Origin of the sequence: Termitidicoccus mucosus (assembly GCF_038725785.1) — a bacterium.
Classification (GTDB): domain Bacteria; phylum Verrucomicrobiota; class Verrucomicrobiia; order Opitutales; family Opitutaceae; genus Termitidicoccus; species Termitidicoccus mucosus.
In genome coordinates this window covers 1,774,614-1,788,401 of sequence record NZ_CP109796.1, presented here as the reverse complement: position 1 = coordinate 1,788,401, position 13,788 = coordinate 1,774,614, and the positions used below count along the sequence as shown (strand labels likewise).

Sequence of the window (13,788 nt, the reverse complement as noted above, 5' to 3'; positions counted from 1 at the left end):
TATAAAACGAAACGGCGCTTTTTATTTCCATTCGAGCACCGCCTCGACGGGGTAATGGTCGCTCGGGCGGACGCCGTCGCGGCGGGTGGTGATTTTGGCGGCGGAGCGCGGTCCCAGCCCGCCGGTCGAGAATATAAAGTCGATGCCCGGCAGGTCGTTTTGCGGACCGGCCGCGGCAAACGCCTCGGACAGCGCCAGCGGCGGGGCGTGTCGTTCGTTTTCAAAGTCCACCGGCGCGCCGGTGAGATATTTATATACAATCGAATCGCGTTTGGAATTGAAGTCGCCCGTCAAAATCACCGGCGCGGACTGGGTCCAGCGCTTTTGGATGCGCTCCATGATGAGGAACGCGGATTGCGCGCGGGCCCCGGGCACGAAGACGTTGAGGTGTGTGTTGAAGAAATACACCTTTCTGCCGGTGCGTTTGCCGTCGGCGATTTCATGAAACAGGCCGTAGGTGACGTTGCGTTTGCCGCCCTTGCCGCCGGGCGCCCATTGGTTGGAGCCGGGGGCCTCGGGGGTGTCGGAGAGCCAGAAGGTGCCATGGTCGGCGCGGTCGATTTTCCAGCGGTCCTTGCGCCAGAAGATCATGTTGGAAAGGGAAAATTCCTGGTGGGTTTTGCCGTTTCGCTCGCCGCTGCACGCGGCGTAGAGGGAATCGTAGCCGGGCAGGGCGTCGGCGAGCTGGTTGACTTGGTGCAGCGCGGCGTCGGGGTGGACGGCGGTTTCCTGCGTGCCGATGAAATCGTAGGGCGCGCCGCCGGAGCAGTCGCGCATGATTTCGAGGACAATGGGTTTGCGGACGGCCCAAGGCTCGCATTTGGCGCTCTTTTCCCACGACGGCTGGGAGGCGAGGATGTTGAAGGTGAGCACGCGCACGGGCGCGGCGGGCGCCTGCGCGGTGGCGGCGCGGGCGGGGAGAACAAGCGCGAGGAGCAGGAGCAGTCCCGCGCGGAAGGCGGCATGGTGTGCGGGGGTCATCGGGATGCTTCAAAAACCTGCGGTTCGGTGAGGGTGGATTTTTTGCCGTTGGAGACCTCGGCGCGCCATTCGAAGGCGGAGCCGGGTTTCAGGTTTTCCCAGCGGAATGACGCGGTGGCGCCGTCGTCCGCGTTGACGCGGCCCAGCTCGGCGAAGTCCGCGCGGGCCGCGCCGAAGTCGTAGTCGAGCGTGTAGTCGCCGTCGGGGTCGGTGCGCCAGGTGTTTGTCCAGGGCGAGTAGGTTTGCACGCGGATTTTATTCTGTCCCGGCGAGCAGGTGATAAGGCCGAGGAAGCCCTCGCCGCCCTTGCCGTCGAACTGGAAGTCCTGGAGGATGGAGTGGACGGTCGCGCCCTCGAAGACATCGGTGCGGCGGCCTTCGCCGGTGACATGGCCGCCGATGATGAGCATGAGGTTTTTGTGATGACGCAGGGCCTTGTGGGCGGCGGCGCCGTCGGCGAGGAACTCGCCCGGGATGCCGGGAAGCAGGGCGCCGTGGGTGACGAGGATGGCGCGGCGGTCGGCGTGCCGGTCGAGGAGGGCGGAGGCCCACTTGAGGACGCCGGGATCGGTGGAGGGACGCTTGAATTCGAGGGAGATCAGGATGAGTTTTTCGGCGCCGGCATCGACGAGCATATAGTGGTTGTTGTTATCGTTGCCGTAGTGCCCGCCATAATAGGATTTGTCCTGAAAGTGCTCCACGCCGAAATATTTATTGTATAGCTTGGCGGGGCCGTCCCAGACGATTTCGCCGTTGTGGTTGCGGTAGCGCTGGTCGTGGTTGCCGACGGCGGGGCTGTAGGGAAGGCCCTCGGGGAGGCCGGTGGTTTTTGGATTCTCGAGGAGGTAGAGGCCGTGTTTGGAGGCGTTGCGCCATTCGTTCTCGTCAGCGTCGCCGGTATCGGAGATGTCGCCGAGCTGGAGGGCGCAGACGATGCCGAGTTTTTTGGCGTTGGCGGCGAGCCAGTCCATTTGGGAGACGAGCATCTGGGTGGTGCCGCCGAACCGGGGCCGGGTATAATATTGGGTGTCGGGGATGAGGGCGATTTTATAATCGGGCGCCGGGGAGGCGGGGCGGCCCTGGAAGACGACGGTGAGTTTGCCGCCGCCGATGGCGCCGGAGGGACGCAGGGAAAGCGTGGCGGCGCCGGGGCCGGCGGGCACGGCGGACAGCGCGGTGACGGAGGGGACGGGGATGGCGACGGGCTCGTAGGTGACGGTGAGGAGGGGGCGGCGGGAGACCGTGGAGACGAGGGAGGAGACGAGACCCGCGGGATTGAGTTGGTCGCGGACATCGCGGAGGACCCAGCCGTGGTTGGGGGCGCCGGCGGCCCAGGCGCGGAGGGAGGCGGTGACGTCTATGTTGTAGGCGGTGTCGATCTGATGGGGGACGAAGAGGGCGTCGGTGACGGAGACGGCTTCCCTGCCGTCGGCCTGGATGCCGTCGGAGTTCCAGGTTTGGGTGTCCCAGGAGGCGCGCTCATTCCAAGGGACCAGCATCCGGTTGAAAAGGATGCGGTGGGTGGAGTTGGCGCCCTTGCTTTTGCCGGTGCGGAGGGTGAGGACGGCCTTGGTGACGGCGGCTCCGGGGGAAATCTGGCCGGGTGCGGAGCCGAAGAGGCCGGAGAAGCGGAGGAGCGCCTGCTTTTCGGTGACGAGGGTGTTGCTCTTTTCCTTGTATTCCCGGTCAATCCAGAGGGTCTGGGGATCGGCGGCGGAATCCTTGTCGAAGACGATGACGGTTTCGCGCGCGCCAGAGTAGCCGCCGGCGCCGTTTTGGAAGGTGACGGTGCGGGTGTCGGCTGCATCCGCCGTGGGCGCGACGGCGGCGGGAAGGAGAGCGAGGAGCGCAGCGAGGAGCCGCGCGGCGGACGGGCAAAGACGGAGAGGAATCATACGAGGGAGGCCGGGAATGGTGTTGAGATTGGTGTCGGGTGAAATTCAGGCGGCGGCGGTGACGGGCTTCGGCATGGAGGCGAATCCACGCTTGCCGCCGGATGATGTTCAGTCATGCAGGCCGCGTTTTTTCAGGTAATTGAGCAGAAGTTCGGCGCGGTCGGTCTGGATGATGCGGGCCCCGAGGGTGTCTATAAGGTAGCCGTAGGCGGCATCCGGGCCCTGCTCCAGCGCGCAGTCGTCCTCGTGGCCGCCGGACATGCCTTCCCAAAGCGTGTTATACCAAATCAACGCCTTGCCCTTGAGCTGGCCCTTGAGTTGCAGGGGAAGCGGGTTGGCATCGGATTTATAAAGAAGCTCAAAGGCGACGGGCTTGGTGCCGGCGAGAAACCCCTGGATGATCTCGTGGCCGTTATAGCCGGGATCCTTTTTTTTCGGGTCGAGGTCCACGATGGGCATGTAGATGATTTCATCGAGATAGCGTCCGTAGAGTTCCCTGACCTCGGCGTCGGGCTTGCCTCCCTTCATTATGATCTGGCGGGCGGTGCCGGTTTTTTTGAGGAGGGGGACGACCTCGTCGAAGTAGCGGTCGGCCTTGTCGAGATTGATGAGCACGCGGTCCTTTGCGGCGACGAGCAGCTCCTCGAGGGTGGGCACCCTGTATTTATGATTGGTCTTTGATGTCGCGATGCCGCAGCCGTTTTTGAGATCGAATTTTTTGATTTCGGCGAGGGTTTTCTCCTCGACCTTGCCCTTGCCGGTTGTCGTGCGGTCGAGAGTGGCGTCGTGCATGAGGATGAGCACGCCGTCCTTCGTGCGCTGCAAGTCCACTTCGACGACATCCACGCCGGCCTTGATGGAGTGCTCGACAGCCTGGAGGGAGTTTTCGGGGGCGTGGCGCCAGTCGCCACGGTGGGCGACAACGAGGACGTCGGGGATGTCGCGGGCGAAGAGCTTCGCGCGGAGCTGGTCAACGCGGTCGGCGGCTTGGAGGACGGCGCAGGACAACACGGCCAGCGCGAGGGTCAGGGAGGCAAACAATGATTTTTTCATAATGATGCGGAAAGGATTGATTTTGGCGGCGCTTCACAAAGCCGGCGCGAAACTCAGACGCCGGGGATTCGCCACAGGCCGCCGCGCTGGCCGCAATATAAAAGCATGGTGTCGCCGTGGAAATCGCAATCCTCCGGTTCGTGCGGGCAACTGGCGTTGATGTCTATTTTCTTCTCAATTTTCTGGGTTTGCAGGTTGATGACGATGATCTGGCGGCTCCTGAACTCCGGCGTGCCCTCCTCGACATCGTGGAGGCCGACGGGCATGTAGAGATAGCCGCCGCGGACGCACGCGCCCTGAGTGAGGTTGGGGAAGGAGACGGAAAATTGCGCGAGGATGTCGGATTTTTTGAAGGTGATTTTCTTGCCCTGGGCGAGGGACGGCAGCGGCCACTTGGTGACCTGGACGTGCTGCTGCGCGTCTTTTTTGAAGCCGGCGAGCGAATATATAAATTTGTTTTCGCGATCCACGACCCAGTCGAAGCTGCGCTCCTCGGTGCCGCCGGTTTTGATTTGCAGGGTCTGGACAAGGCGCGGGCCGTCCGGGGTGATGCTTTCGACAAAGCAACGGCGCTGGCCCCTGCACTCGGAGACATAGACGGCGGGAAAGAAGGCGCCCTTGGTCTGCTCCACGCCGAAGGAGGCGCTGTTGGCGTGGTTGTCTCCGGCGGCGCTGGCGAGGTCGAACTCGACGAGTTTCTTTTTGGTTTCCAGGTTGTAAACGCGGCAGTGGCCCTCGTCGTTGAAGAGGAGGGCGATTTCCTGGAAAATGGCGAGGCCCTGGGCGGACTTGCCCTCGTATTTGCCGGGAAAATTGTATTCGCGCACGGCGGTTTGCGTCTCGACCGGCTGCGCAGGGAGCGCGGCGCACAGGCAGGCGAGAATGCAACAGAAAGCGAGGGCGCGGGCGGGTTTGGCTTTCATGGATAAAATTGATATTCGATTTTAACAGCCACAAAGAGGCACAAAAGGCACAAGGTGGAATTGTTTTTCTTTGTGCATCTTGTGTCTCTTGGCGGCTATTTTATTGGTTTGTTTTTAACCACAGATTTTTTGAATATACCGGATATTATTTACTGATGTTACACGGCCAGTGGGATTTTGTAGGGCCTGACCTTGTGTCAGGCCGCGCCAGTGTGGGAACCCGCACAGGTAATTCGCGGCCTGACGCAAGGTCAGGCCCTACGCGGCGCGTAACATCAGTTATTTATGGTTTTTGTTTTTCGGGAAGAGTATGGTGCCGGCGAGGTCGCCGGGATCGGTGGAGAGCTGCCAGAGCAGCGCGGTCTCGGGGATGACGCCCTCGCGGATGAGGCCGCGGTTGGGGATCTGGCGGATTTCCCATTCGAGGCGGTCCTTGTAAACGCGGAAGACGCGGTAGGCGTCGGGCCACTCGGCGAAGGCGGGATTCTGGAGATTGGCGATGCCGTTGCGCACGGCGGTTTCGTTGTGGTGCATGTGGCCGCTGAGCGTGGCGACGACGTTGGGCGCGGCCTCAATGAGGTCCGTGAGTTTTTTGTCGAGCAACGGTTTGCCGCGGTCGTAGCCGCTCACGGGCGAGACGCCGCGGTGGAAATAGAACGGGTAATGGGAAACGACGACGGTGGGGGTGACGGTGTCGGCGGCGAGGGTGGCGCGCAGCCATTCGGAGAGGCCGTCGCGGTAGGTGGTGGTTTCGTGGTATTTGTCTTTGTGATCCTGAATGCCGCCGTTTTTGTCTTTGTAATAAGAGCCGTCGAGGACGATGAAGCGCAGGGGCGGGCGGGCAAATGTGTAGTCGGTGTTTTCCGGACCGGAGGGAAACAGTTTCGGGATGGCGGCGGCGATGTCGGCGCGGGAGTCGCGTGAGGTGTCGTGGTTGCCGATGCAGCCATAAACGGGCAGGGCGGTCCGTTTGACGATGGCGGCGAGGTCCTCGAACTGGGCGCGGCGACCGTCGTCGGTGAGGTCGCCGGCGATGATGGCGTAGGCGGCGCCTTCGCGCTTGAGCCGGCGGAGCACAGCCTCGAGTTCGGCGCCGGTGGCGGAGCCGAGCAGGGTGTTGCGCCATTCGCGGCGGTTGAAGCCGAGGTGCGTGTCCGAGAGCAGCGCGAAGGTGTGCAGCGGTTTTTCCGCGGGGCGCGGGGCGGCACGGAGTTCGAGCCGGACAAAGGTGCCGCCAGTGCGGATGTGCGGACCGGCGATGGCGAGGTAATGGCGGCCTTTCGCGAGGCGGAAAGGCTCGAGCGGGATGGTGGCGGCAGGGCATTCGCCGCGGAGTCCGGCGGGGGCGCCGAAAATCGTGCGGCTGCCCCGGGGAACGCGGACCGCCTGCCACGGCGCGGCTTTCACGGAGGGGGCGGCGATGACGGTGTCGCCGGCGAGCACGGTGGCACGCAGGCCGGGGCGGAGGTCGGCGTCGGGTTCGAGCTGGAGGGAACCGTCGAGGTCGAGATCGTCGTCGGCGTCAATGGCGAAGACGAGCAGGCCCTCGGCGGGGACGACGATGGAGGCGGCGGGAGGCAGAACAGTCTCCACGCGGGCGGTGTCGGGGGCGAGGGCGGCGTGGCGGGCGTCGAGCACGAGGCTGCCGCCGGGCTTGAGCGACGAGACGCGCGTGTCCGCCGCCGAGTGGAGGGCGTTTTCGAGCCCGGGCCAGACTTGGGCGGGTGTATCGGGCAGGCCGGAGCGGAGCGCAAGGTCGTCAATCCAGCAGGTGCCGCGCGTGCGGACGATGAACCGGTATTCTCGGTCCTGACGGCGCCAGTCGCCCGTGAACAGGGTGCCGCCCAGCCGGCACCATTTGCCGGGCTCGATGGCGCCGATGCCGTTGACGGCCGTGTAGCGCTCGCCGGTGCCGTCGTCGGCGGATAAATAGACGGAAACTTTTGTGTCGGTCTCTGTATAAACCCAGACGGAAAATTCGTAGTTGGCGGTGAAGTCCAGTTTGCCGTCGAGTTCAAATGAAAGATAACCCCAGTCGGCCTTCGGCTCCGAGTCGATGCGCAACGAGGAATGCCCGGAGCGCGCGCGGGTGGTGTCGAAGTCGGCGGTGAGTTTGTTGAAGTTGGCGCCGGGCGGGAGTGTTTTCTCGAAGCCGGCGGCGACCACCGTTGCCGCGGGGGCGGCGGCGGGCAGGAGGGCGGCGAGCAGGAGGGCGGTTTTATATAATGACGAGTTCAACGGATTCGGATCAGGGGGATTTGGAAGATTTATTTTTCAGCCTTGGCCGGCGGGATTGGGCGTGCGGGGGTGCGGGTGGTTTTCCCTTGGTCGCTGATTTCGGCCTGCCATTCGTAGGTGGCGGTCGCGTCCATGTTTTCCAAGCGGCAGGTGGCGGTCGCGCCGGCGGCGACTTCGGCGGCGCCGACTTTGGCGAACGGCTCTATTTTCGCGCCAAAATCGTAATCGAGCGTGTAGTTCGCGCTGGAGTCGAGGCGGCCGCTTTTGGCATGGGGCGAGTAGGTGGAAACGTGGATTTTGTTGGTGCGCGGGGAGAGCGTGAGGATGCCGAGCAGGCCGTTGCCGCCGTCGCCGTCGAATTGGAAATCCATGAGGATGGAGTGGACGGTGGAGCCGTTGTAAGTGTCGGTGCGGCGGCCTTCGCCGGTGATGTGGCCGCCGATGATCAACATGAGGTTTGGGTTGTTTTTGAGGCCTTCGTAGGCGGGGCCGCCGCCGTCGGTGCAAAAGTTGGCCTGGACGCTGCCGGGGTGGATGGTCGCGTGGGTGATTATTATGGCGCGGCGGCCGGCGTGTTTTTTGAGGACGCCGTCGGCCCATTGGAGGACTTTGGAATTGCGCTTGTCGAAATCGTATTCGAGCGAGAGGACAATGAATTTTTCGGGACCGGAATCGAAGGCTATATAATAGTTGTTGTTGTCGCTTCCGAAGTGACCGCCGTAGTAGCCCTTTTGGGAGAAGTGCTTCACGCCGAAGTATTCATTGAAGAGATGGGCGGGGCCGCCCCAGTTTTTGCTTTCGTCGCGCTGGTCGTGGTTGCCGATGGCGAGGATATAGGGAATGCCGTCGGGGCGTCCGGTGGCGGCGGGGTCGCCGAGGGGATACATGGCCTTGGCGGCGTATATCCATTCCTGGCGGTCGAAGTCGCCTTGGTCGCTGATGTCGCCGAGGTGGAGGACGGCGGCGATGTTGAGGGGGCGGGCGTAGCGGATGATCCAGTCAGTTTGAGCGTAAAACATTTCCGGGGAGCCGCCGTAACGGTAGGGAATGTGGGTGTAGTATTGGGTGTCGGGGAGCACTATTATGCTAAAATCGCGCGCGGTGTCGGTGCGGCGGCGGGCGTGGAAGGTGACGGAGAGCGGGTCGCCGTCGGGGTCGTTTGCGCGGAGGGAAATGTTGGAGGAGGAGGGCGTGTCGCGGGCGGCGGCGAGGTCGTCGGCGTCGGGGGCCCGGTTGGCGGGGCGGGCGTCGTAGGTGATGGTGAGGGCGGGGCGTTTTTTGGCGGAGGAGGAATGCGTGGAGGCGAGGGCGAGTTGGTTGGCGGTGTCGATGTGGAGCATGTGGAGGAGCCAGCCGTGGTTGGCGGCGCCGGCGGCCCAGGCGCGGAGGGCGGGGGTGACGTCGAGTTCGTAGTCGGTGTTGGGTTGATTGAGGGTGCCGATGTTGTCGGGTTCGGCGAGGGCCTCGCGGTTGTCGGTTTGTATTCCGTCGCGGCCCCACGCGGGGTTGCGCCAGGCGGCGGTGGCATCCCACGGGAGCAACATGCGGGAGAGGTGGAGGCGGTGCGGGCTGCCGGCGGCTTCGCTGGCGTCGGTGCGGAGGCGGAGGACGGCCTTGGTGATGGGAGAGCCGGGCGGGATTTGGCCGGCGCCTGCGCCGAAGATGTGATCGAAGCGGAGGAGGGCGGCGGTTTCGTTTTTGTGCCGGCGGGTGCCTTCATCGAGTTCGCGCGAGAGCCAGAAGACGGGGGCTGTCGGGGCAGGGGCGTCGGTGGTGGATTTTTTGGAGATGAGGACATCCATGGCGCCGGTGTAGCCGCCGGCGCCGTTTTGAAAGGTGAGGGTCTTGAAGTCGGGGCCGGTGATGTCGGTGTCGCGCGCCCCGAAGGCGGACGAGGCGGACAGGAGCGCGGCGAGCAGGGCGGCAAGCGTGACCGAATGGGGATGTGCCATCATTTTTGGCGGGCGATTTTTGGTATGTCCTCGGTGCCGGAGAGGGGGCGGAGGCGGTAGGCGTATTCGAGCGCCCAGCGGTTGAGGCGGTATGCCTCGTGGGGGAGAGCGCGCCAGGAATCGTCGCCGCCGAGGCCGCGCTGGTGGAGGTCGAGGTTGAGGGTGACGGTGTCGCGCGCGGGAAGCTGGTAGGGATAGAACTGGCCTTCCTTGTGCGTGGGGAAGAAGAGGTCGTCGGTGGTGTGATGGAGGGCGTTGGCGCTGAGGAGATTTTGGCCGGGGAGGGCGGCGGCGAGCAGGCCGCGGCCTTGGGTGTCGGTGAGGGCGATCCAGCGGACGGACTCGTGGTTGCCGGTCTCCTGCGGTTTGATGTAGGGGAAGAACTGGTCGCGGACTTTGCCTGCATACAGGCCGACGCGGGCGTCCTGGCGGTCCCAGTAGGTTTCGTGGGGGCCCTTGCCGAGCCAGGCGAGGCGGTCGAAGCCGGGGCGCAGCGTGGTTTGCATGCCGAAGCGGGGCAGTTCGGCGGCGCCGCGGTAGTCGGGGTCGCCGTAGAGTTTGAGGCGGACAAGGATGTCGCCGTCCGGGCAGACGGTCCAGGCGAGGGTTTGCGAGCGGTTGACGGATTCGAGGCGGCCGGTGGCGGTGAGGGTGACGGCACCGTCGGGGGCGGTGGTGGTTTCGAGGGCGGCGAGTTTCCACGAATCAGTCGCGGTGCGCCACGCGCCGGGGCCACGGGCGGAGGGGCGTCCGGGGACGGGTTTGCCGGGGTCGGCCATGTTGTTGCCGCGGTCGTTGTCCACGGGTGCGCGCCAGTAGTGCGGGGCGAGAGGGGCGGCGAGGAGTTCGATCTCGCCGGTTTTGAGCGAGGCGAGGAAGCCGGTGGCGCGGTCAAAGGCGGCGGAGAAGGTTTTCCCGGTCACGGTGATGCGGGTGGCGGTTTCGGCGAGGGCGAGAGCGGGAGCGGGGCTGGAGGCGGAAAGGTAGGGCGAGGCGTCCCCGCCGAGCCGCGGCTCAGCCGGAGGCTTCGCCCTACCAGGAAACGGGAGTTTGAACTGTTCCCAGGCGACTTCATGGCCGGCATCGGCCCAGGGCGTTTTTTCGCGGAGGGTGAAACTGACTTCGAGGAAATACTCCACCCCCGGCTCGGGGGTGAGGGCGCGCAGCGGAATCGCGATGCGTTTGGCCTCGCGCGGGGCGACGGAAAGACCGGCGAGCGCGCCTTGCTGGAGCGTTTTGCCCTCGGCGACGAGGCGCCAGCGCGCGTCGAGCCACTCGGCGGTGTTTTGGAAATCGGCCCAGTTTTTGATTTCGATTTCGGGCGCGGACGCGGCGAGGTCGAGCGCGCGCATTTGCACGGGCTGGTAGATTTTTTTCACCTCGGCCATGCCGGGGTGGGGGAGGCGGTCGGGGGAGACGATGCCGTCGGCGCAAAAGTTGCCGTCGTGCGGGAAGCGTCCGGGTTCGCCGAAGCTGCCGCCGTAGGCGAAGAAGGTGCCGAGTTTCGGGTCGAGCGGGAGCGATTTGGTGTTTTCGACATGCTCGACTTTGAGCGAGGCGGGCACGGGGGCGCGCAGGCCGTGGTCGGCCCATTCCCAGATAAAGCCGCCCTGGAGATACGGGGCGCCGTCGTAGATGGGGCGCCAGTAGGCCCACATGTCGCCGGTGCTGTTGCCCATGGCGTGGGCGTATTCGCACATGATGAAGGGTTTGGAGCGGGGCAGGTCGGAGTAGTGGAGGACGGAGGCGGGCGAGGGATACATCGGGCAGATGACGTCGGTGAACTCGCCGCTGTTGTCGGCCTCGTATTGGACGGGGCGGGTGTCGTGTTGCTTGAGCCAATGGTAGGCGGCGATGAAGGCCTCGCCGTGGGCGGACTCGTTGCCCAGCGACCAGCCGACGACGCAGGCGTGGTTCTTGTCGCGCTCGTACATGCGGCGGGTGCGGTCGAGGTGGGCCTCGCGCCACTCGGGCTGGTCGGCGAGGGCGGTCTGGCGGCCCGCGTAGGTCTCCCCCATCTGGGCGTGGGACTCGATGTTGGCCTCGTCGATGACGTAGAGGCCGTATTCGTCGCAGAGGGCGTACCACTCGGGCGTGTTCGGATAGTGGCAGGTGCGCACGGCGTTGAAGTTGTTGCGCTTCATGAGGAGGATGTCCTTGAGCATGCCCTCGCGGGTGACGGAGTAGCCGCGGTCGGGGTCCCATTCGTGGCGGTTGACGCCGCGGAAAAGGACGGGCCGGCCGTTGACCAGAAACTGCCCGTCGCGCGTTTCGGTGGAGCGGAAGCCGACGCGCCAGGGGATGACTTCGAGGGCGCGGCCCTGCGCGTCGCTGACGGTGAGGAGCAGGGTGTGCAGCGCGGGCGTCTCGGCCGACCACAGCGCGGGCGCGGCGACGGCGGCGGAGAGCGCGACCGGCGCGGCGCCGCCGGCCGGGACGGTGGCCTGTAGGGCTCGACCTTGCGTCGAGCCGCGGCCTGACGCAAGGTCAGGCCCTACGGGAACACCAGCGGCGAGGCGCGCGAGTTCGCGGCCGTCGGGGGCGAGGAGCACGGCGGAGAGGGCGACGGCGCGGGGTTGCGCGGTGAAGTTTTTCAACTCGCCGGTGAGCGCGAGGGTGGCGTCGCGGTGCGCCGCATCGAGCGTGGTGGTGACCTTGAAGTCGCGCAGGTGCACGCCGGGCGCGCTCCACAGCCAGACGTCGCGGAAGATGCCGCTGAGCCGCCAGCAGTCCTGGTCCTCGAGATAGGAGCCGTCGTTCCAGCGGAACACCTCGACGGCGAGGAGGTTCTCGGCGCCGCCGTCGCGCAGGTGCGGGGTGAGGCGGAAGGTCGCGGGCGTGCGGCTGTCCTTGTTGAAACCGAGCTTTTTGCCGTTGAGCCAGACGGTGAAGAATGAGCTGACGCCCTCGAAGGTGATGAACACCTCGCGGTCGTCCGCGCGCCACTCCGCGGGCACGGCGAACGTGCGGCGGTAGCTGGAAACGGGGTTGTAGTCGCCGGTGATCTCGGGCGGCTTCACCTCGCGCCACGGGTAAACGGTGTTGGTGTAAATGGGGATGCCGTGGCCCTCGATCTCGACGCAGGAGGGCACGGGGATGGTCTTCCAGTCGCGGTCGTCGAAATCGGTCCGCCAGAACTCGCGCGGGCGCCCGGCCTCGCCGGGATGCGGGACCCAGTGGAACTTCCAGTCGCCGTTGAGCGAACGGTAAAACGGCGAATGCGCGCGGTCGAGGGTGCGCGCGGTGGCCGCGTCGGCGAAGCGCGTCATCTGCGCCGCAGCCGGCTCCAGCCCCTCGTGCTGACGCGAAGGATCGGCCCAGACGGGCCGGTCGGCCGCGGAGACGGCCTCCAAGGGCGAGAGCATGGGCGCGGCGAAGGCGAGGGATAGGGCGAGAATGGAGGGTTTCATGATAAGACGGATGCGACTGATAAGCATGGATGGGTCATAGAAGGCGGCGCGGGGTGCATGGGCGGGTCGCGTGGGACGGGCGAGTCGCCCGCGGGTTTGGCGGCGCGGAGCGCCGTCTGCCGGCTGGAAGCCGGCGCTCCCAGTCGCTCACGCGGCCGCGCGGAGCTGATATAGTATTTTCTCTCAACCTTGGCCCAAATGGCAGGGCGAGGCGTCCCCACCGAGCCGCGGCTCAGCCGGAGGCTTCGCCCTACCGGCGCTGCCGCGCCACTGTTAAATGAAAACACCATGCCACTTCCGGCCGCCCGGCGGAGCGGACGGCACGGAGGCCGTCCCTCCAAAAGCGGAAATCCCGTCACTTTTCCCATGTCAGGACGGCCTCGATCGGGAAATGGTCGGAGGGGTAGCCGCCGTCGTCGCGGCGGGTGCGGATGATTTTTGCGGAGAGCGTGCGCAACTCCGGGGAGGCGAGGATGAAATCTATCTTTTCCTTCCCCGCCGCCTTGAAGCCGGTGAAAGTGCCCACTTTTTTCTCCTTGGGGTTCGCGGCGCGGAAGGTGTCCACGAGCGCGAGCGGGGATTTCACGGGGGCGCCGTCGAGCTGCGTTTCCTCGCCTTGGAAGTAGCGGATGGCGGCGCTTTTCTCGCCGCAATTCATGTCGCCCATGATGATCACCGGCGCCGTCTGGTCATTGCGGGCGGCGACGCGTTCCATGAGGATTTTCGCGCCGTGCTGGCGGGCGGGTTCGCTGGTGTGATCGAGGTGGGTGTCGTAGACGTAGAGCTTGCGGCCCGTGGGCGCGCCGCTCGCGTCCAGCTCGTGGAAGAGGCCGTAGGCGGCGGTGCGGGCGTGACGGAGGCCGGGGTATTTGGAACCGGGTTCGTCGGGGGCGAGGGAGAGCCAGAAGGTGCCGTTGTCCTTGGGGTCGAGCCGCCAGCGGTCTTTTTTGTAATAGAGCACCATGCCCTCGCCGGCGTCGGGGTCCTTGTCGCGGGAGCGTCCGATGACGGCATAGCCGGCGAGGCGGGCGGCGAGGAAGCCGCGCTGGTCGAGCCCGGGATCGGGGGCGATGACGGTTTCCTGAGTGCCGACGAAGTCGTAGGGGCCGTTGCCGTCGGGATGGCTGGCGATGACCCTGACGACGGATTCGCGGCGGTGCTCCCAGGCGTTGTCGCCGTCGTTGGCCTTGGAGTTACGGAGGTTGAACGTGAGCACGCGCACGGGTTCGGGTGCCGCGGCGGCTGCGGTCGGGCCGGCCGCGCCGAGGGTGAGCGCCGCGCCGAGGAGGGCGAGGGCGAGCCTATGGGGCACATGGGGGCGGGCGAAGATTTTCAT

At 65.4% G+C, this 13,788-nt stretch carries 8 protein-coding genes; all 8 read right to left on the bottom strand.

The annotated features are described in order from the left end of the window. Positions 1 to 21: 21 nt before the first annotated feature. A complete protein-coding gene (locus OH491_RS06040) occupies positions 22 to 981 on the bottom strand; it encodes an endonuclease/exonuclease/phosphatase family protein (protein WP_342750910.1) in 960 nt (319 codons plus the stop codon). Beyond that, a complete protein-coding gene (locus tag OH491_RS06035; protein WP_068771865.1) occupies positions 978 to 2,876 on the bottom strand; it encodes a DNRLRE domain-containing protein in 1,899 nt (632 codons plus the stop codon). Before OH491_RS06035 ends, OH491_RS06040 begins: the two co-directional genes overlap by 4 nt. Before the next feature lie 108 nt (positions 2,877 to 2,984). Next, positions 2,985 to 3,929, bottom strand: coding sequence for a glycerophosphodiester phosphodiesterase family protein (locus OH491_RS06030; protein WP_068771866.1), 945 nt, complete (start codon positions 3,927 to 3,929; stop codon positions 2,985 to 2,987). A 53-nt stretch (positions 3,930 to 3,982) separates the two neighbouring features. Beyond that, complete coding sequence (locus OH491_RS06025; protein WP_068771867.1) at positions 3,983 to 4,852, bottom strand: hypothetical protein; 870 nt, start codon at positions 4,850 to 4,852, stop codon at positions 3,983 to 3,985. Positions 4,853 to 5,131: 279 nt separating this feature from the next. Then, on the bottom strand, positions 5,132 to 7,090 hold the full coding sequence (locus OH491_RS06020) for a metallophosphoesterase (protein ID WP_068771868.1): 1,959 nt from the start codon (positions 7,088 to 7,090) through the stop codon (positions 5,132 to 5,134). Positions 7,091 to 7,119: 29 nt separating this feature from the next. Further along, positions 7,120 to 9,045 (bottom strand): DNRLRE domain-containing protein, encoded by a 1,926-nt coding sequence (locus OH491_RS06015; RefSeq protein ID WP_342750909.1) that lies wholly within the window; start codon positions 9,043 to 9,045, stop codon positions 7,120 to 7,122. Then, a complete protein-coding gene (locus OH491_RS06010) occupies positions 9,042 to 12,452 on the bottom strand; it encodes a glycoside hydrolase family 2 TIM barrel-domain containing protein (RefSeq protein WP_068771871.1) in 3,411 nt (1,136 codons plus the stop codon). Before OH491_RS06010 ends, OH491_RS06015 begins: the two co-directional genes overlap by 4 nt. A 355-nt stretch (positions 12,453 to 12,807) precedes the next feature. Then, the gene (locus OH491_RS06005) at positions 12,808 to 13,788 is read right to left on the bottom strand and encodes an endonuclease/exonuclease/phosphatase family protein (RefSeq protein WP_068771872.1); all 981 of its coding nucleotides are present in this window, start codon (positions 13,786 to 13,788) and stop codon (positions 12,808 to 12,810) included.

Coding starts and splice junctions, on each gene's coding strand:
- OH491_RS06025 (WP_068771867.1), bottom strand. CDS start 4,852: ATGAAAGCCAAACCCGCCCGCGCCCTCGCTTTCTGTTGCATTCTCGCC.
- OH491_RS06005 (WP_068771872.1), bottom strand. CDS start 13,788: ATGAAAATCTTCGCCCGCCCCCATGTGCCCCATAGGCTCGCCCTCGCC.
- OH491_RS06010 (WP_068771871.1), bottom strand. CDS start 12,452: ATGAAACCCTCCATTCTCGCCCTATCCCTCGCCTTCGCCGCGCCCATG.
- OH491_RS06035 (WP_068771865.1), bottom strand. CDS start 2,876: ATGATTCCTCTCCGTCTTTGCCCGTCCGCCGCGCGGCTCCTCGCTGCG.
- OH491_RS06030 (WP_068771866.1), bottom strand. CDS start 3,929: ATGAAAAAATCATTGTTTGCCTCCCTGACCCTCGCGCTGGCCGTGTTG.
- OH491_RS06015 (WP_342750909.1), bottom strand. CDS start 9,045: ATGATGGCACATCCCCATTCGGTCACGCTTGCCGCCCTGCTCGCCGCG.
- OH491_RS06040 (WP_342750910.1), bottom strand. CDS start 981: ATGACCCCCGCACACCATGCCGCCTTCCGCGCGGGACTGCTCCTGCTC.